The 18572-nt window shown below is 64.9% G+C and carries 17 protein-coding genes and 1 pseudogene; 6 read left to right on the forward strand and 12 right to left on the reverse strand.

Annotated elements, in window-relative coordinates:
- Positions 1–5: 5 nt before the first annotated feature.
- The 3 genes and pseudogenes from ACQUTI_RS03520 to ACQUTI_RS03530 form a co-directional block, all read right to left on the reverse strand.
- Positions 6–1157: an acyl-CoA dehydrogenase family protein gene (locus ACQUTI_RS03520; RefSeq protein ID WP_216555314.1), complete on the reverse strand. Its 1152-nt coding sequence runs from the start codon at positions 1155–1157 to the stop codon at positions 6–8.
- Positions 1144–2239 (reverse strand): annotated as a pseudogene (locus tag ACQUTI_RS03525) (LLM class flavin-dependent oxidoreductase). Before ACQUTI_RS03525 ends, ACQUTI_RS03520 begins: the two are co-directional and overlap by 14 nt.
- A gap of 144 nt (positions 2240–2383) precedes the next feature.
- Positions 2384–3277: a LysR family transcriptional regulator gene (locus ACQUTI_RS03530; protein ID WP_428923208.1), complete on the reverse strand. Its 894-nt coding sequence runs from the start codon at positions 3275–3277 to the stop codon at positions 2384–2386.
- A 106-nt stretch (positions 3278–3383) separates the two neighbouring features.
- Here ACQUTI_RS03530 and ACQUTI_RS03535 point away from each other — a divergent pair, with 106 nt between their 5' ends.
- Both ACQUTI_RS03535 and ACQUTI_RS03540 read left to right on the forward strand, forming a co-directional pair.
- Positions 3384–3986, forward strand: a complete 603-nt coding sequence (locus ACQUTI_RS03535) for a cysteine dioxygenase (protein WP_048295026.1) — start codon at positions 3384–3386, stop codon at positions 3984–3986.
- A gap of 5 nt (positions 3987–3991) precedes the next feature.
- On the forward strand, positions 3992–5572 hold the full coding sequence (locus ACQUTI_RS03540; protein ID WP_163619481.1) for a rhodanese homology domain-containing protein: 1581 nt from the start codon (positions 3992–3994) through the stop codon (positions 5570–5572).
- A gap of 12 nt (positions 5573–5584) precedes the next feature.
- Here ACQUTI_RS03540 and ACQUTI_RS03545 read toward each other — a convergent pair whose 3' ends face one another.
- The 8 genes from ACQUTI_RS03545 to ACQUTI_RS03580 all read right to left on the reverse strand — a co-directional run bounded on the left by ACQUTI_RS03545 (position 5585) and on the right by ACQUTI_RS03580 (position 13946).
- On the reverse strand, positions 5585–6310 hold the full coding sequence (locus tag ACQUTI_RS03545; RefSeq protein ID WP_216555312.1) for a polyphenol oxidase family protein: 726 nt from the start codon (positions 6308–6310) through the stop codon (positions 5585–5587).
- Between the two features lie 101 nt (positions 6311–6411).
- Positions 6412–7608 carry a 3-(3-hydroxy-phenyl)propionate transporter MhpT gene (gene mhpT, locus ACQUTI_RS03550; protein ID WP_065877487.1) on the reverse strand — a complete coding sequence of 399 codons (1197 nt, stop codon included), beginning with the start codon at positions 7606–7608 and terminating at the stop codon, positions 6412–6414.
- A 71-nt stretch (positions 7609–7679) separates the two neighbouring features.
- On the reverse strand, positions 7680–8696 hold the full coding sequence (gene mhpE / locus ACQUTI_RS03555) for a 4-hydroxy-2-oxovalerate aldolase (RefSeq protein ID WP_023318522.1): 1017 nt from the start codon (positions 8694–8696) through the stop codon (positions 7680–7682).
- Positions 8693–9643, reverse strand: a complete 951-nt coding sequence (gene mhpF / locus ACQUTI_RS03560) for an acetaldehyde dehydrogenase (RefSeq protein ID WP_004203053.1) — start codon at positions 9641–9643, stop codon at positions 8693–8695. Before mhpF ends, mhpE begins: the two co-directional genes overlap by 4 nt.
- Positions 9636–10442: a 2-keto-4-pentenoate hydratase gene (mhpD, locus tag ACQUTI_RS03565; RefSeq protein WP_043519828.1), complete on the reverse strand. Its 807-nt coding sequence runs from the start codon at positions 10440–10442 to the stop codon at positions 9636–9638. Before mhpD ends, mhpF begins: the two co-directional genes overlap by 8 nt.
- A 9-nt stretch (positions 10443–10451) precedes the next feature.
- Positions 10452–11318, reverse strand: a complete 867-nt coding sequence (gene mhpC / locus ACQUTI_RS03570; protein ID WP_032456237.1) for a 2-hydroxy-6-oxonona-2,4-dienedioate hydrolase — start codon at positions 11316–11318, stop codon at positions 10452–10454.
- A gap of 17 nt (positions 11319–11335) precedes the next feature.
- Positions 11336–12280 carry a 2,3-dihydroxyphenylpropionate/2,3-dihydroxicinnamic acid 1,2-dioxygenase gene (gene mhpB / locus ACQUTI_RS03575; protein WP_023318525.1) on the reverse strand — a complete coding sequence of 315 codons (945 nt, stop codon included), beginning with the start codon at positions 12278–12280 and terminating at the stop codon, positions 11336–11338.
- 1 nt (position 12281) lies between these two features.
- Complete coding sequence (locus ACQUTI_RS03580; protein ID WP_004203057.1) at positions 12282–13946, reverse strand: bifunctional 3-(3-hydroxy-phenyl)propionate/3-hydroxycinnamic acid hydroxylase; 1665 nt, start codon at positions 13944–13946, stop codon at positions 12282–12284.
- Positions 13947–14123: 177 nt separating this feature from the next.
- On the opposite strand from ACQUTI_RS03580, the gene ACQUTI_RS03585 reads away from it, so the two are divergent.
- The 4 genes from ACQUTI_RS03585 (at position 14124) to ACQUTI_RS03600 (ending at position 17830) form a co-directional block, all read left to right on the forward strand.
- Positions 14124–14936: a DNA-binding transcriptional regulator gene (locus tag ACQUTI_RS03585; RefSeq protein WP_048295034.1), complete on the forward strand. Its 813-nt coding sequence runs from the start codon at positions 14124–14126 to the stop codon at positions 14934–14936.
- Between the two features lie 92 nt (positions 14937–15028).
- Positions 15029–16087, forward strand: a complete 1059-nt coding sequence (locus ACQUTI_RS03590) for an ABC transporter substrate-binding protein (protein ID WP_064154458.1) — start codon at positions 15029–15031, stop codon at positions 16085–16087.
- Entirely contained in the window at positions 16077–17084 is a 1008-nt protein-coding gene (locus ACQUTI_RS03595) for a FecCD family ABC transporter permease (protein WP_004203061.1), read from the forward strand. The genes ACQUTI_RS03590 and ACQUTI_RS03595 overlap by 11 nt, the downstream gene beginning before the upstream one ends.
- Positions 17081–17830, forward strand: a complete 750-nt coding sequence (locus ACQUTI_RS03600) for an ABC transporter ATP-binding protein (RefSeq protein WP_004203063.1) — start codon at positions 17081–17083, stop codon at positions 17828–17830. The genes ACQUTI_RS03595 and ACQUTI_RS03600 overlap by 4 nt, the downstream gene beginning before the upstream one ends.
- Here ACQUTI_RS03600 and ACQUTI_RS03605 read toward each other — a convergent pair.
- The gene (locus ACQUTI_RS03605; RefSeq protein WP_048295036.1) at positions 17814–18557 is read right to left on the reverse strand and encodes a substrate-binding domain-containing protein; all 744 of its coding nucleotides are present in this window, start codon (positions 18555–18557) and stop codon (positions 17814–17816) included. The two genes, ACQUTI_RS03600 and ACQUTI_RS03605, sit on opposite strands and share 17 nt — an antisense overlap.
- Positions 18558–18572: the final 15 nt, after the last annotated feature.

The raw sequence follows: 18572 nt of genomic DNA on the forward strand, positions 1-18572 counted from the left end.
CGTGATTATCCTTGTGATTGAAAGACGAAGTGGCCGGCTGCCAGCCAGGCGCTGTCGCTCTGCGGGGTATGCACCCGGCCGCAGAGCACATTGCGGTAGTGGCGTTCCAGCGGGTTCTGTCGGCTGAGGCCATGATTGCCGGTCAGCTCGAGCGCGATATTCACCGCCTGAATGGCGTTGTCGGTAATAGTGACTTTCGCCAGATTGGCCTCGATGGCGGAAAAGCGCAGCGCGGCGGCCTGCTCCAGCAGGCTGCGGTTCACCAGCAGCAGCCCGGCGATCTGCCCGACCTTCTCCTGCACCCGCGGCAGGCGGGAAAGCGGATGGCCGAGGCCCGCGGGCACCCGCCCCGTCAGCCACCTCACCAGCCAGTGGTGAGCGGCGCGGGCGATGCTGTCATAGATCGCCGCCAGCAGCGCCGTCTGCCGGTTGGCGAACAGGCGCAACGGTTCCGCCTGGGCAGAGGGTGGCGCATCGACAGGCCAGACATCCACCGCGTTCTCTGCCGCCACCCGCACGTGGCGAAAAATCACCTCATGGCTGCCGGTGGCCCGCATCCCGGCGTGATCCCAGCTTTTCACCACGCTAATCCCGGCGCTGTCGCCAGGCACCAGCCAGGTGCCCACCCGCGGCGGGTTATCATCGCTTCTCGCCCATACCGCCAGCCAGCGTAGCCCTTCAATGCCGGTGGTATAGATTTTATGACCGTTGATGTCCCAGCCGTCCGCGCAGCGGCTCGCCACGGTGTCCGGCAGGCCGCCCCGCGCCGGGGAACCCAGCTCCGGCTCAACGCGCAGGCTGTTGATCAGGCCACCGCGTTCGACGGCGTCGTGAAAAACCTGCTGGCGCAGCGGCGCGTGCCAGGCGTCGTTTTCCGCCAGCCGCAAATGGTGCAGATACTGCATGCAGACGATCAGCGCCGTCGCCGGCTCACCCCAGGCGATGGCGGCGATGGCCTGCTGCAGCTGGGCCAGGCTGGCGCCCGCGCCGCCGTAAGCACGCGGCACGGCGAGGCTTAACCAGCCCCCCGCGCGCAGGTGGTCGATATTGCGCCAGGGAAAGTCGCCGCTGGCGTCGAGGCTGGCCGCCTGCTCCGCCATCTGTTGGCGTACCGCCGTCAGCTGCTGCGCCCAGTCGTCGCGCTCAGGATGGATCACGATGCGCGCTCCGCCGCCGCACGCCGCGCGGCTTTTTCACGAGCGATCGGCAACAGCGCCCGGCCGTAGTCTGCCGCATCGTTCAGCGGGTCGAATCCGCGGATCAGGAAGTTGCGCACCCCGAGGTCGTAGTAATCGAGCAGCGCATCGGCCACCTGCTCCGGGGTGCCCACCAGGGCGGTAGAGTTATGCCCGCCGCCCACCAGCTGGGCGATGCCGGTCCACAGGCGTTTGTCCACCACTCTGCCCTGCGCGGCGGTGGCCCGCAGCCGCTGGGCGCCGATGCTGTCCGGTTTGGCCTTGAAACCGCCCCCGCGCTGCGCCGCCTGCTCGGTGGCGACATGCAGGATATGCTCGGCTTTCTCCCAGGCCTCGGCTTCGCTGTCGGCGATAATCGGCCGGAACGAGACGCTGAAACCGATGTCACGCTGGTGTTTCGCCGCTTCGGCGCGCACGCGCTGGATGGTCTCGCCGGTTTGCGCCAGCGACTCGCCCCACAGGGCGAAGACGTCGGCGTGTTTGCCGGCGACGGCGATGGCCGCTGCCGACGAACCGCCGAAGTAGATGGGAAGATGCGGCTTTTGCAGCGGACGAATAGCTGACCAGGCCTGTTCGGCCTGATAAAACTCGTTGTGAATATCGACAGGCTGCTCGCTGGTCCACACCTGGCGCACCACGTCGAGGAAGGCGTCGGTGCGGGCATAGCGCTGGTCGTGGTCGAGGTAATCGCCGTCCCGGCGCTGCTCGGCGTCATTGCCGCCGCTGATGATATGCACCGCCAGCCGGCCCCCCAGCAGATGCTCAAGGGTGGCGAATTTGCGCGCGGCGAGGGTCGGCGATACAAAACCGGGGCGATGGGCCAGCAGGTACTGAATTTTCTGCGTCGACAGTCCGGCCAGGGCGGTTACCAGAAAGCCGTCGGGTTGATCGGACCAGTGCCCCACCAGCAGGCGATCGAACCCGGCGGCTTCATGGGTTTGCGCGAAGCGAACAATATAGTCGCGGTCAAAGATCGGCCCCACCGGGGCAATCGTTTCGGAAGAGAGGCGGTGGCCAATCATGCCAAGAAACTGAATGCTCATGAACAACTCCTTGCGTCAGGGTAATGGAGTGGCCGCGACGGCGGCGCTGGTCATTACCCTATACAGAGTGTGTTAATGAACAAAATGCATTTTTATCATATCTTAATATGCAAGGCTTGCATTAATAGAAAATGAGTAGTGTTTTCAGTCGGATACTGTCAGCTGCTGCACCACTTTGCTGGCGAAAAAGATCAGCGGCGACTGCAGGTTGGCCAGATACTGAGCGTGGATCAGCCACAGCGACACCGCAGGCTGAAAATCGCTGAGGTTGACGACCTCGATCTCGTCCCGCCACGGGCTGGCCGCCAGCGCCGCCCGCGGCACCAGACCCAGCCCCAGTCCCTGCGCCACCAGCGCCATCTGCAGCTGGGCGCCCGCGCTCTCGACGTTAAGCTTCAGGCGCAGGCCCTGGCTTTGCAGCTCGCGGATGAGCCCGGCGCGCAGGCCACAGCCATCGGGGTTAAGGATCCAGCCCTGTTCGACGCACTCCCGCAGCGACGACGCCCGCAGATTCAGCCGCCGGGCGGCAATCGGCACCACCTCCAGGGGGCACAGCAGACGCCCGCTGTAGCCCTCGGCGAGGGTCTGCTGGGCGGGGCCCATCGCCAGCATGCCGTCCAGTTCGCCGTTTTCCAGCCGGCGCTGCAGCTCTCCGCTCCAGCCGCAGGTGACCTGCGGGGACAGTGCGGGAAACTGCTGGCTCAGCGCCGCCAGCGCCGCCGGCAGCGCGATCTCGCTGATACTCTGCGGTACGCCGAGACGCAGCGCGCCGCGCGGCTCGCCTTGCGGATCCAACAGGCTGTAGAGCTTTTTCGTCTCGCGCTTAATGCTCAGGCACTGCTCGTACACCCGCTGACCGGCGGCGGTCAGGGTCAGCGGGCGGGTCTGACGCGCTAACAGCATGACGTTCAGCTCCTGCTCCAGACGCTGCAGGCGCCGGGTGATCGCCGACTGGGTGATCCCCAGATAATCCGCCGCCTGATTGAGGGAAGAAAACTGCACTGTGGCCAGCAGAGCGTCAATATCGTCGATGCGCATAGGATCCTTATGTGAAATTTGCATATTAATATATGCGTAAATTGCATTTAAATAATATTAACGCCTCTGTTAGCGTTTTGACCAGTCCCTCTGACAGGAAGCGCACATGACTGCACCACGACTGGAAAAATTACGCCATTTTATTCATGAGGTTGACCGTCTGCACCGGGAACACCACTCGACCGCGCCGCTGCTTGACGCCGTGGCGCAGCGGCTGGCGGCGCTGGTGCGTCACGACGACTGGCTGCCGGAAGAGTACACCCTGCCGCACCCACACCATTACCAGCAGTATCTGCTGCATGCCGACTCCGGGGAGCGCTTCTCGATCGTCAGCTTCGTCTGGGGGCCGGGGCAGGCGACGCCGATCCATGACCACCGGGTGTGGGGGGCCATTGGGATGTTGCGCGGCGCGGAGGAAAATCAACGCTACAAGCTGGATGCCGATGGCATACCGCGCGCGCTGGGCGCCGCCACGCTTCTGCAGGCAGGTCAGGTGGAGAAAGTCTCCGCTGACGATGGCGACATTCATCGCGTCAGCAATGCGCTGGCGGATCGCGTCTCCATCAGCATACATGTTTACGGCGGCAACATCGGCGCGGTGAAGCGCGCAGTGTATACCCCGGAAGGCCAGCAAAAACCGTTTATATCCGGCTACTCCAACCGCCATTTACCCAATATCTGGGATTCCTCCCGCGAACACCAAGGATAACCATTATGTCCACTTACGCTTATCGCCAGGCCGCCGGGATCCGTCAGGCGCTGCTCGACCGTCGTGAACTGGCGCTGATCGACGTCCGTGAAGAGGCCGATTTCGCCACCGCTCATCCACTGTTTGCCGTCAATCTGCCGCTCAGCAAACTGGAGCTGGAGGTCCGCCGGCGGATACCGCGCTTCACCACCCCGATCACCGTCTACGACAACGGCGAAGGGCTGGCGGAGATCGCCGTCGAACGGCTGCGGACCTGGGGCTATCAGGATGTGGCCCTGCTGGCCGAGGGTCTCGCCGGCTGGCGCCGCAGCGGCGGCGAGCTGTTTCAGGACGTCAACTCTGCCAGTAAAGCTTTTGGCGAGCTGGTGGAAAGCGTGCGTCACACGCCGTCGCTCAGCGCCCAGGAGGTTCAGGCGCTCATCGACAGCCGGCAGGAGGTGGTGATCGTCGACGCCCGGCGCTTCGATGAGTACCAGACCATGAGCATCCCCGGCAGCATCAGCGTGCCCGGCGGCGAGCTGGTCCTGCGGGTGGAGAGCCTGACGCCCTCCCCGCAGACGCCGATCATCGTCAACTGCGCCGGACGCACCCGCAGCATCATCGGCACCCAGTCGCTGATCAACGCCGGGGTGCCGAACCCGGTCCATGCCCTGCGCAATGGCACTATCGGCTGGACGCTGGCCGGTCAGACGCTGGCGCACCAGCAGCAGCGGCAATACGACCCCTCCGCCCGCGCCTCCGGCGTCCGGGCCGCCGAGGCGGCGCATCTCGCCGAACGGGCCGGGGTGGCAGTCATCGATGAAGCGACGCTACAACGCTGGCGGCAGCAGAGCGACCGCACCACCTTCCTGTTTGATGTCCGCAGCCCCGAGGAGTACGCGGCGGGCCACTATCCTGGCAGCCTGAGCGCGCCAGGCGGCCAGCTGGTGCAGGAGACCGATCACTTCGCCAGCGTGCGGGGAGCGCGGATAGTGTTACTGGATGACGATGGCGTCCGGGCGGCGATGACCGGCTCGTGGCTGGCGCAGATGGGCTGGGAGACGGCGCGGCTGAGCGCGCTGTCGGCCAGCCAGCTGAGCGAGCGCGGGGTGCCGGCCGCCGAAGTGCCCCCCGCCCCGCCGGCGGAGGAGATAAGCCCGGCGCAGCTGGCGCAACAGCAGGAGGAGCCCGGGACGGTGGTGCTCGATTTTACCACCAGCGCCAACTTTGTCGCCCGCCATATCCCCGGCGCGTGGTGGCTGACGCGCTCGCAGCTGCGCCAGGCCCTGGAAGCGCTTCCTCCCGCGCAACGTTACGTGGTGACCTGCGGCAGCAGCCTGCTGGCCCGCTACGCGGTGCCCGAGGTGGCGGCCTTAACCGGTAAGCCGGTACAGGTATTGCGCGGCGGGACGCTGGCGTGGATCGCCGCCGGTCTGCCGCTGGCCCATGGCGACGACGGCCTCGCCGTCGAGCGCCGGGACCGCTATCGCCGTCCCTATGAAGGGACCGATAATTCCGCAGAGGCCATGCAGGCCTATCTGGAGTGGGAGTACGGCCTGGTGGATCAGCTGGCCCGCGACGGCACCCACGGTTTTCGGGTGATCTAACGCCAGCGCGCCTCAGGCCTGACGCATGATCCACGAGTACTGAAAGCTCTTCGGCGCCGGAAAATGGGTCCGGCGCCGGTAGGAGCCCAGCGATTGCGGCGTGCAATAGGTGCAGCTCCCCAGCCATTCAACGCTCGCCGGCGCCACCCCCGCCTCTGTGAAGATCGCTTCAGCGAAAGCGCGCAGATCAAACCACAGATTATCGCTGCCGCGTGCGGCGGCTTTAAGCGGATCGCTGACCGGGGCCGAACGGGAATGGAACAGCCGCTGGCGGTGGCGGGCCACCCGGTCACCGCCGGGCTGGTCCAGCAGTTGCTGATAAAATCCGGCGGAGACTTCGTAACAGCAAGGGTGAATATGCGGCCCCACGGCGATGACCAGATCGGTCAGCGCCACCCCCTGCTGGCGAAAAGTCGCCAGACTGTTGTCGACAATGCCGCTGGCCAGCCCCTGCCAGCCGGCATGGACGCTGCAGACGAAGCGACCGTCGCGCGAGGCGATCAGTATCGGCAGGCAGTCGGCGGTCACCACCCCCATCTTTTGCCCGGCCACGGCGGTAAACACCGCGTCGGCGTGCGGCCGCGTCGGCAGCGGCTGCTGATAGTGATGCACCTCATTGCCATGGACCAGCTTCACCGGGGCCAATTCGGCATAGGGAAAAGCGGCGGTTTCGTGGACATCGAGAAACGCGTGGCGGATGCCAGGGATAGCGTCGAGCAAGCGGGAGCGGTAAGCCATAGAGACGATAAACGACAGGGAATGATGTCTTACCTTAGGCCAGGACACGCGGAGAGGCAAGGCGGCGGCCCGGCATTTTTCCGCCAGACCGCCGGACAGCATCAGACCATGGCCGCGCGCTGCTGGCGATGCATCAGCCAGAATACCGCCACGCCGGCCAGCACGATGCCCGGCGCTGAGGCTGCCATCACCCCGACGGTGCCGGTGCCGAGGGCCAGCATCTTGCCGGCCAGCAAAGGGCCGCTCATCGCCCCGAGGCGGCCCACCGCCACGGCGGTGCCGACCCCGGTGGCGCGGATCGCCGCGGGATAGAAGAGCGGCGCCAGCGCGTAGAGCACGCTCTGGCCGCCGGTGGCGAACAGCCCGGCGACAAACCCCGCCAGCAGCATCCCGCTCAGCGTCGACGCACTGCCCAGCGCCAGCAGCGATGCCAGAATGCCGCTGTATATCAGCAGCGACATGCGCAGCGGAGTAAGCTTATCCATCAGCGCGCCCAGCAGCAAAGTGCCGCAGGCGGCGCCGATCTGCAGAGAGAACATCACCCCCGCCGCCTGGCTGGCGCTGAACCCCTGGCCCACCAGCAGCATCGGCAGCCAGTTGATGAGCATATAGACCACCAGCAGGGTGAAGAAATAGCCCAGCCACAGCAGCAGCGTGGCGGCAGCATGCCCCGGGGCAAACAGGGTGCGCAGCGGCACGCTGGTCTCCTCGCGCTGAAACGCCTGCGACTCCGGCAGCCAGCGCATCAACAGCGGGATCAGCAGCAGCGGGACCACGCCGCCAATCCAGAAGATGGTCTGCCAGGCCGCGGCGAGGCCAGAGAACCCCAGCGCCGCCGCCAGCGCGGCGCCAATGGGCACGCCGCAGTACATCAGGCTCACCGCCCGGCCGCGAAAGCGTGGGCCAGCGGCTTCCGAGGTTAAGGCAATCAGGTTCGGCAATGCCGCCCCCAGCCCGACGCCGGTGAGCAGGCGCGCCAGCAGCAGCGTCGGGAAGCTCCAGGCCACCGCGGTGGCCAGCGAGAACAGGCCAAACAACAGCACCGAGCTCAGCAGGATGCGTTTGCGCCCGTGGCGGTCCGCCAGCATGCCGCCCACCAGCGCGCCGGGCAGCAAGCCGAGGATCCCGGCGCTGAAGATCCAGCCCATCTGCATTTTATCCAGCGCAAAGGCCTGCGCCATGCCGACGGCGGCGATCCCCGCCGCCTGCAGATCCAGCCCCTCCATCAGGGCCACCATAAAACAGAGCCCGATGGTGACCATCAGGCGCGAGGAGTTTGCGGTCGTTATCTTGGTCATAGGGTACCTTGGCGATAGCCGGACAAGCGGATCAGGTGATGGGCGGCTGATGCGTGGTCAGCCGCGCGTTGTTATTTTTGGCGGTTAAGCAGATCCAGCGCGACGTCGACGATCATATCCTCCTGGCCGCCGACCATCCGCCGTTTGCCCAGCTCGACGAGAATATCCACCGCGCTGAGGCCATAGCGCGCCGCCGCCGCTTCGCTGTGGCGCAGGAAGCTGGAGTAGACCCCGGCGTAGCCCAGCGCCAGCGTTTCGCGGTCGACGCGCACCGGGCGGTCCTGCAGCGGCCGCACCAGCTCGTCGGCGGCGTTCATCAGCGCATAGAGATCGGTGCCATGTTGCCAGCCGAGCTTGTCGGCGGCGGCAATAAACACCTCCAGCGGCGCATTGCCCGCCCCCGCCCCCATCCCGGCCAGGCTGGCGTCTATGCGATCGCAGCCCTCTTCCACCGCGGCGATAGAGTTGGCCACCCCGAGGCTCAGGTTATGGTGGGCATGCATCCCGGTGGCGGTCTCCGGCTTCAGCACCGCCTTCAGCGCGCGGAAGCGGTCGCGAATGTCGTTCATGTTCATCGCCCCGCCGGAATCCACCACGTAGATGCAGGTCGCCCCATAGGATTCCATCTTCAGCGCCTGCTGCGCCAGCGCCTGCGGGGAGATCATATGGCTCATCATCAGAAAACCGACGGTGTCCATCCCCAGCTCGCGGGCAAAGGCAATATGCTGCGCCGCGACGTCCGCTTCGCTGCAGTGGGTGGCGACCCGCACCACCCGCGCCCCGGCCTGATACGCGGCTTTCAGGTCGTGCAGCGTGCCGATGCCCGGCAGCAGCAAGGTGGCGATTTTCGCCTGGCTGACCACCGCCGCCGCCGCTTCAATCCAGGCGATATCACTGTGGGCGCCAAAGCCGTAGTTGAAGCTGGATCCCTGCAGCCCATCGCCGTGGGCCACTTCGATGGAGTCCACCCCCGCCTTATCCAGCGCGCCGGCAATCTGCTGCACCTGCGCCAGGGAATACTGGTGACGAATAGCGTGCATACCATCGCGCAGCGTCACATCCGAAATGTAGAGTTTTTTACCGTTCATGCTGTCGCTCCCGCCGCGCTGTTCATTGCCCCGGCCATTTGCTCCGCCGTCGCCAGCGCCGCCGAGGTCATAATATCGAGGTTGCCGGCGTACGCCGGCAGATAGTGCGCCGCCCCTTCCACTTCGAGGTAAACCGCGGTTTTCAGGCCGGAAAAACGGCCCACGCCGGGGAGGTTGACCGGATTATCCTCGGGGATAACCTCAAACTGCACCTGCTGCTTCAGCCGGTAGCCTGGCACGTAAGCCTGCACCGCCGCCGCCATCTCGGCGATCGAGGCGGCAATCGCCTCCTGGGACGCCATCTCGCTCAGCACATACACGGTATCGCGCATCATTAGCGGCGGCTCCGCCGGGTTGAGCACGATAATCGCCTTGCCCTTGCCCGCGCCGCCGACTTTTTCAATCGCCTGCGAGGTGGTTTCGGTGAATTCGTCGATATTCGCCCGCGTGCCCGGCCCGGCGGATTGACTGGCGATGGAGGCCACGATCTCTGCATAATGCACTTTCGCCACCCGCGAAACCGCGGCGACCATCGGGATGGTCGCCTGGCCGCCGCAGGTCACCATATTGACGTTGCCCTGGTGGAGGTTGGCCGCGAGGTTGACCACCGGCACGCAGTATGGGCCAATCGCCGCCGGCGTCAGGTCGATGACGCGGATCCCCGGCTTCGCTTCGCGCAGCGCGGCATCGTTTTTGACGTGCGCCCCGGCGCTGGTGGCGTCGAAGACGAAGTCGATATCGGCAAACTCCGCCATCTGCATCAGGCCGCCCACCCCTTCGTGGGTGGTCGCTACCCCCATGCGCCGGGCGCGGGCCAGACCATCCGACTGCGGGTCGATGCCGACCATCACCGCCATTTCAAGATGCTGGCCGTGGCGCAGAATTTTAATCATTAAATCGGTGCCGATATTTCCGGAGCCGATAATGGCGACTTTACGTTTACGCATCACGATGTCCTTCTCCGGCGGCGACGAAGCGTGCCGCGACTGAGCCAATACCTTCAATATGGGCGACAAAGCTGTCCCCCTCGTTAATCGCCACCATCGGGCCTAGCGCCCCGGTGAGCACGATATCCCCCGCCCGCAGCGGTTCGCCGAGGCTGGCCATCTTGCGCGCCAGCCAGACCGCGGCGTTCAGCGGATGCCCCAGGCACTCGCTGCCCCGGCCGCTGGAGACCAGCTCCTGGTTGCGGGTCATCCGCATGGCGCACTGCTTCAGATCCAGCCCCGCCTGGCGCTGCGCCGGGCCGCCGATGACGTACAGGCCGCAGGAGGCGTTATCGGCGACGGTGTCGACAAAGCCGATTGACCAGTCGCGAATCCGGCTGCCCACCACCTCCAGCGCCGGCAGCACCCATTCGATGGCGTTATACAGTTCATCAAAAGTGGTATCGGCATGGGGCAGATCATGTTTCAGCACCAGGGCGATCTCGGCCTCCACCTTCGGCTGCAGCACGCGGCCAAACGGCACGTCGGCGTTGTCGCCGTAGCACATGTCGGCAAACAGGGTGCCGAAATCCGGCTGGTTGACCCCCAGCTGCTGCTGCACTTTGGGATGGGTCAGGCCCACCTTGCGGCCCACTACCCGCCGGCCATGGGCCACGTGGTGCTGAACGTTCAGGCGCTGGATGGCGTAGGCGGCGTCGGCGTTGTCGACGCCGAGGATATCGCGCAGCGGGGCGATCGCCTGGCCGGTCCGTTCGGCGTCGCGCAGCTGCTGCGCCAGCGCGTCAAGAGAAAAAGTCATCATCACTCCTTAGGCCCGTGCGAGGAAATTGAGCACCAGCTGATTAAAACTGTCGGCATGTTCCCACTGCGCCCAGTGGCCGCAGTCGCGGTAAATATGCAGCTCAGAGCCGGCGATCCCGGCGAGCAGGCGCAGCCCGGCGTCCATCGGCACGAAGCGGTCGTTGCGTCCCCAGACGATCAGAGTTGGCGCAGCGATCTCGCCGAGCCGCGGGCCAAAGTCAGGGAACTGCTTCGGGTTGGCTTCGAGGCTCTTGACGAAGTTGTCCAGATGGTCGCGGCGCGACAGCATATTGTTCAGCCGCGCCTCGAACAGCGCGTCAGTGAGGTCGCGGGTGTCAAAGACGAAAATGCTCATCATCTTCTTCAGGTTTTCAATGGTCGGCTCGCGGTACAGGGCGTTCAGCAGCTTGATGCCCTCCGTCGGCATCGGCGTGAACAGGCTCATGCCGCCGGTCCCCCCGCCCATCAGCACCAGCTTAGCCACCCGCTCCGGCCAGCTCAGGGTGAAGGCCACTGCGCTGTGGCCGCCCATCGAGTTGCCCAGTAGATGGACTTTATCGATCCCCAGCTGATCGACCACGCTTTTCAAAATGCGGGCGTTGAGATCCGAACGCGAGCCGCTGTTGATGATCGAATCGCTCTTCCCCCACCCCGGACAGTCGAGGAGCAGCACGCGATAGCCCGCCTCGACCAGCGGGTCAATATTGCGGCTGAAGTTGGCCCAGCCGGTAGCCCCCGGCCCGGAGCCGTGGAGCATCACCACGGTCTCTTTCCCGTCGCCGCAGTCATTGATATGGATACGCAGCGTGCGGCCCCCTTCGTCGACGTTGAGGAATCGGCTGGTGGCGGCTTCGGTTTGCGGTTGATAGCTCATGTTAGTCTCCCGGTTAATCAAATCTCGGTGGTGGCGCTCAGCGAGCCGAATCCGGCGATCCACTCGGGGATCGGCCGGTAATAGCGGCCTTCGCTACGCCAGCGGCCAAAAGCGGATAGCGCGGCAAAGGCGGCCACCCAGGTCTTAATTTCGTGCGTCGATTTGCCGGCCATCGCCGACAGCTCGTCGTTGCCGATCGCGTCCAGTTCGCTCAGCCGCCCCTGCTCCAGCAGGCTCATAAAGCGGTTGTCCCACACCGGATTAAGGGGATGGAGCGAGCGCGGGTCCTCGGTAAACCGGCGGGCGGCGCTGATCACCCGCTGCTGGCGCAGCTCGCGTTCGTCCGGCGGCAGCTGTTTGCCGCTGCCGAGCAGGCGGTCGCGCAGATGGGCGTCGGCCTTCGCCAGCTCCGGCACAGGCGGCTGGTGCGACAGCCCGCCAGAGCCGAGGATCAGCACCCGCTTATTGAGGGTGTTGAGGAAGCGGCCCATCGCCTCGCCAAGCTGCCGGGTGCGTTGAAAGCCCGGTAGCGGCGCGGCGACGCCGTTAATAAACACCGGCAGCACCGGCAGGCGATCCAGCCCACCCAGCAAAAACTCCAGCGGCTGGGCGAAGCCATGGTCCACCTGCATGTTGTACGACACCGCCAGGTCGATACCGCTGTTGAGCACGGCGTGAGCGCAGGCTTCTGCCAGCTCGGTGGGCACCGGCAGGTCGCCGGCGGCGCTGGCGAAGTCGCCGATGGCGGTGGCGCCGACGCCGAGGCAGAACGGCGGCATCACGTCATAGAAAAAACCGTTGTAGTGATCGGGGGCGAAGAGCACCACCAGTTCGGGATCGAATTCAGCGATCCGCCGCCGGGCGTCGGCAATCACCCCGTTGACCTCATCAAGGACCGCCTGCTCCGGGTCAACGAATCCCACCAGCGGGGTGTGCGACAGACAGTGCAGATAGGCATGCATATCAGGCCACCTTCTCTTCAGCGTGGGCGGTATCCCCGGCTGCGAGGGTCATTTTTTCCGCCAGGGCGGTCAGCTGCGCGCCGAGGGTTTGCGGGATAGCGAGGGCGGCGACAAAGCGGTCCGGCCTGACCACAGCGATGGCGGTGTGATGTTGCGCAAACCAGCTCTTCAGTCGGTTTTGCTTATCCCCCACCCGCAGCGTGCCCGGAGCGTTATCCTGCTCGCGGTGGATCTGCACCTCCGGCACCACCTGAATAAAGCGCACCCCTATCGCGCGCCAGCGAGCGATCTGCCCGGCGTCGAGCCCCCACTGCGGGTTGCAGCCCCAGCCGATAATGGCGAAATTCGCCCCGATAACCTCGTCGAGCAGGAGGCTCTCGCCATTCTCCAGCGTCACCTGCGGTTGAATAAACATTTTGCCCACCGGCGAAGATTTATCTGCGCCATCGGTCAGCAGCGCCCCCTCGCGATACTGCGGCATCGGCTTAAAGCGCATTTCGAGGAAGTAACGTTTCACCGGCGGCAGGTAGTTCAGCAGCCACGAGAGGCCATCGCGCACGGCCCCCTGCCAGCGCTTCGGCGGCGCCAGCACGTGGCCGGCGGTCACCGACAGGTCAATCATCGCCTTCGCGTGGTCGCGACGCTCCTGCTGGTAGCTGTCAAGCAGCGCCTCTCCCGCTTTGCCGTTGACCACCAGCGCCAGCTTCCACGCCAGGTTGAAGGCGTCGCGCATGCCACTGTTGTATCCCTGGCCCTGCCAGACCGGCATGATGTGCGCGGCGTCGCCGGCCAGCAGCACCCGGTCAATGCGAAAGCGCTCGGCAAGGCGCGCGTTATGGGTGTAGACCCGCTGGCGGATCAGTTCGACGCGATCCGGGTCCGGTAGCACTTTGCTCAGCAGGCGGCGCATATTGTGCGGCTCGCTGAGCTGGGCTTCGGTTTCCCCGGGCATCACCATAAATTCAAAGCGGCGCACGCCGTGTGGCAGCGCAGCGGAAACATAGGGCCGCACCGGGTCGCAGCACAGATAGACGTGCGGGGTGGCCAGCGGGTCGTTGGCAATATCGATGACGATCCACTGATTCGGCGCGGTCTTGCCTTCAAAGGGGACGTTCAGCGTACGGCGAATAAAGCTGGCGCCGCCGTCGCAGGCCACCAGCCAGTCCGCGCGCACCGTCTCCCGCTCGCCGTCCGGCCCTTTGATATTTAACGTGACACTGTCACTGTTCTGACTAAAGGCTTCCACCTCGCGGGAGAAGAGGCAACGGACCTGTGGGAAACGCTGCAGGCCGTGATACATCACCGCATCCACCTGCGGCTGGATAAAGGCGTTGCGCCGCGACCAGCCAAACTCATCGGTCATCGGCTGGATGTCGGCAAAGCAGCGGCCCTTCGGGGTCAGAAAGCGCATGGCGTGCCACGGCGTGGTGTGCGGCAGCACGTCATCCACCAGCCCCACCGCCTGCATCGCCCGCAGCGATTCATCGTCAATACCGATGGCCCGCGGGTAATCGATCAGTTTGTCGAGTTTTTCCACCAGCAGCACGCTGATGCCCATCTGGCCAAGGTAGTTGGCCATCATCAGGCCTACCGGACCGGCGCCGGCGATGGCGACCTGGGCGGTATGCTGCACGGCGGGTTGAATATCGGGTGTAGATGTTGTCATTCTCAGCGACCTCACGACTCGGAAACGGCCAGACCGGCAGGCCATTTGTTAATCATGTGTAAACGTATTTTTATAATGGGCTGAGTATAGGGCGGGGGTTTTCGGCTACAATCAAAACATCATCGAATGTGCACCAGGTGCACGCCACTGTTTATAAAGCATTTTCAGGAAGGTTTTATGCATAACGATGGGTCCACAGCGTACAAAACGGTGCGCGGATTAAGCCGGGGTTTATTGTTATTAAAATTGTTAAATAAATTCGACGGCGGCGCGACGCCGGGCCTGCTGGCGGAGTTTAGCGGCCTGCATCGCACCACCGTGCGCCGGCTGCTGGAGACGCTGCAGGAGGAGGGTTTTGTCCGCCGCAGCCGCTCCGATGACAGCTTTCGTCTGACCATTAACGTCCGCCAGCTGAGCGACGGATTTCGTGACGAACATTGGATTTCTGCCCTCGCCACGCCGCTGCTCGGCGAGCTGCTGCGCGAAGTACAGTGGCCGACGGACATCACCACCCTCGACGTCGACGCCATGGTGGTGCGCGAAACCACCCACCGTTTCAGTCGGCTGTCGTTTCACCGGGCGATGGTCGGACGGCGACTGCCGCTGCTGCTCACCGCCTCCGGTCTGACGTGGCTGGCCTTTGCTCCCGACGCGGAGCGCGACGCCATTCTCAGCATGCTGGCCGCCCGTCCGGAAGCGGAGTATCAGCTGGCCCGTGAGCCGGAGCGGTTGGCGGCGATCCTCGCCCGCACCCGCCAGAACGGCTATGGAGAAAACTTCCGCGGCTGGCGGCAGGAGGAGAAAATCGCCTCTATCGCCGTGCCGGTCTGCAGCCAGCAGCGGGTCATCGGCTGCCTCAACCTGGTCTATATCGCCAGCGCCATGACCATTGAGCAGGCGGCGCAAAAGCATCTCTCCACGCTGCAGAGGGTGGCGGGCCAGATAGAGGCGCGCATGGAGGATCAAGAAGTGTGGTACGAAATGCCTTGATCGTAGTGAGGATAAACGCGATCAACCATTGCGCCCGGCATCGTTATATAATTTAATACACAACGAATTTTTCACGCCATTCGGGCCAGATCATGCCAAAACACCCCTTACTGCTGGGCCTGACGCTGCTCAGCGCCAGCCTGTTCACCGGTCAGGCCTTCGCCGACCGCACTGTCACCGACCAGTTGGGTCGCCAGGTCACCCTCCCCGACCACGTCACCCGCGTCGTGGTTCTGCAGCATCAGACGCTCAACCTGCTGGTGCAACTGCATGCCGCTGAGGATATCGTCGGCGTCTTAAGCAGCTGGAAGAAACAGCTCGGGCCGCAGTTCGCCCGCTTTATGCCCGAGATCGGGCAACTGGCGACCCCGGGCGATCTCACTCAGGTCAATATTGAAAGCCTGCTGGCGCTGCGTCCGCAGGTGGTTTTCGTCGCCAACTATGCGCCGCCGGCGATGATCGCGCAGATCCAACAGGCCGGGATCCCGGTGGTGGCCATTTCGCTGCGCCAGGATGCCGCTGGGGAAAAAAGTAAAATGAACCCCACCATGGCTGACGAGGAGCAGGCCTATAACGCCGGACTGGTAGAGGGGATCCGCCTTATCGGCGAGGTCGTCGAACGCCAGCCCGAGGCCGAGGCGCTGATTCACTACACCTTTGAGGCGCGTAAGCAAGCCAATGCGCCGGTGGCCGATATTCCCCAGAACCAGCGGGTGCGGGTGTATATGGCCAACCCCGATCTGAATACCTACGGCGCCGGCAAATACACCGGTCTGATGATGGCGCACGCCGGGGCGCTGAACGTGGCGGCCGCCAGCGTAACAGGCGCCCGTCAGGTGTCGCTGGAGCAGGTGCTGGCGTGGAACCCGCAGGTGATCTTCGTCCAGGACCGTTATCCGCAGGTGGTCAAACAGATAGAGAACGACCCGCAGTGGCAGGCGATCGATGCGGTGAAACATCACCGCGTGTGGCTGATGCCGGAGTACGCCAAAGCCTGGGGTTACCCGATGCCGGAGGCCCTGGCGCTGGGCGAGCTGTGGATGGCGAAAAAACTCTACCCTTCGCGTTACCAGAACATCGATGTGGACAGTAAAGCCAGGGATTACTATCAACGCTTTTACCGCGTAGCGTGGACGCCAGATGCCCGCTAACCACCGTCCCTGGCTGTTGCAGGGCAGCCTGGCGCTGGCGACGCTGGCGATCGCAGTCGCCTCTCTCTGTTTCGGCCAGTTCCCGTTAAGCCTGAGCGCCGTTGGCCACACCCTGATCCATCTCCCACCAGGCGAAGGGGTGATCGGACAGATCGTCTGGTCGGTTCGCCTGCCGCGCGTGGTCATAGCTTTGCTGGCCGGGGGCGCGCTGGGGCTGTGCGGCGCTACCTTACAGGGCGTGTTCCAGAACCCGCTGGTCGACCCGCACATCATCGGAGTGACCTCTGGCTCCGCCTTCGGCGGCACGCTGGCGATCCTGTTGGGCGTCGGCGGCCTGCTGATGATGGCCTCGACCTTTTTCTTTGGCCTCGTCGCGCTGGGGCTGATTTACGCCCTCGCCGCCCTGCAGGGGCGGGACAGCACGCTGGGGCTGATTCTGTCCGGGATCATCCTCAGCGGCTTCTTCGCCGCGCTGGTCAGCCTGATGCAGTACCTCGCCGACAGCGAAGAGACGTTACCGAACATTGTCTTCTGGCTGCTCGGCAGCTTCGCAACCGCCAGCTGGCATAAGGTACTGCTCATGATCCTGCCCATGGCGGTGGCCGCCGGGGTGTTGTGGAAGCTGCGCTGGCGAATCAATCTGTTGGCGCTGGAGGAGCGCGATGCCCGCAGTCTTGGCGTTCCGGTGGCCGCGCTGCGTCGCGCCGTGCTGGTCTGCTGCGCGGTGCTGGTGGCAGCGCAAGTGGCGGTCAGCGGCAGCATCGCCTGGATGGGACTGGTGGTCCCGCACCTCGCCCGTCTGCTGGTGGGCGCCGACCATCGTCGCCTGCTGCCCGCCGCCTTCTGGCTCGGCGCCGCCCTGATGCTGGTGGTGGACGATATGGCGCGCACGCTGACGCAGGCGGAGATCCCGATCGGGATCATCACAGCCCTGCTCGGCGCGCCGCTGTTTACCTTGTTGCTGGTGCAATCCCGACGCCGGAATACGCTCCAATGAACCGCTCATTGTCGCTGGAAGCGCTACGTTACGGCCACCGTCAGCCGCTCTTCGCCCCGCTCACGCTGGCCTGCCGTCCCGGCGAGATCTGGGCGGTGCTGGGCGCCAATGGCCGGGGAAAAAGTACTCTGCTGGATACCCTGACCGGCGTGCTGCCACCGCTGAGCGGCCGGGCGCAGTGCGAGGGCGGCGTCGCCCTGGTTCCGCAGTCGTTTCGTCCCGCTTTCCGCTGGCGAGTGAGCGATGTGGTGCTGATGGGCCGCGCCCGGCACGTGGATCTCTTTGCCCAGCCGGACGAGGAGGATGCCCGGCGGGTTGAGCAGGCGCTGGCGCAGCTGGGGATTGCCGCCCTGGCCGGGGATGACTTCGACGCGCTCTCCGGCGGCCAGCAGCAGCTGGTGCTGATTGCCCGCGCGCTGGTCAGCGCCAGTCAGAATATCCTGCTGGATGAGCCCTGCTCGGCGTTGGATCTCGGTAACCAGCAGGTGGTGCTCCAGCTGATCGACGACCTCGCTCACCGCCAGGCGCGCACCGTCCTGTTCACCACCCATGATCCGAATCATGCGCTACAGGTGGCCAGCCATACGCTGCTGCTTCTGCCGGAGGGCCAGTGGCTGGCGGGCGAGACTGCCGAAGTGCTGAGCGAAACGCACCTCCGGCAAGCGTACGGCCTGCCGGTACGTCTGATCTACCATCCCGCGTCCGCGTCCCCTCTGCTGGCGCCGGGGTTTACTCTGCGTCGCTGAACGGCATAAAACCCGCCTGCCGGAGATACCCCTGGCCAACGTCGCCGAGGATAAAGCGATACAGGGCCAGCGCGGCGGGATCGGCACTGAGGCGCGCCAACTGGTAATCGCAGCGAATATTCCACGCTGCCGGGATGGTCAGGGTACGCAGATCGTCGCAGGCGGCCAGCGCGGGGGCATAGTGCGCGTAGCCGATAAACAGATCCGCCAGATTCTGGCGAATAAGCCACGCGCCGGCTATCTCTCCCGGCGGCACGCTCAGTGAGTCTCTGCCGCCGACCAGCGGCTGCGCCCGCCCGGCCATCGCGTTGCCCAACCCTGGACAGCGCGCCTCGATTCGGGCAAACAGTTGCCAGGTGTAATCTCCTGACGGATCGCATCCCGGCGTGGAGGTCGCCAGCCGCAGGCGGGGCGTGCTGAGCAGCGCCAGCCAGTCCAGGCCATCGTTGTCTCGCGACCGCATGGCGGTCAGCATCAGCTGATTGCCGGCAAATCCCTGGCATTCCTGCGCCAGACCCGCCTGGAGCAGCGCCTGCGGGTGCGCCGCGTTGGCGGAAGCAAAAACCGCGCACGGGGTCCCGGCCTCGATCCGCTCGCGCAGCAGGCCGGCAGGGCCAAACTGCGCATCGACCGCCAGGCCAGTCTGCTGCTGAAAGTACGCCACCAGCGGCAGAAAAGCGCTTTTCAGGCTTCCCGCCGCCAGCAGCGTGAGAGGAGTGGACATTATAGATCGTCGCTATAA

The organism is Klebsiella sp. 7-CIP_Kleb. (assembly GCF_050378655.1).
GTDB classification, from domain to species: domain Bacteria; phylum Pseudomonadota; class Gammaproteobacteria; order Enterobacterales; family Enterobacteriaceae; genus Klebsiella; species Klebsiella quasipneumoniae.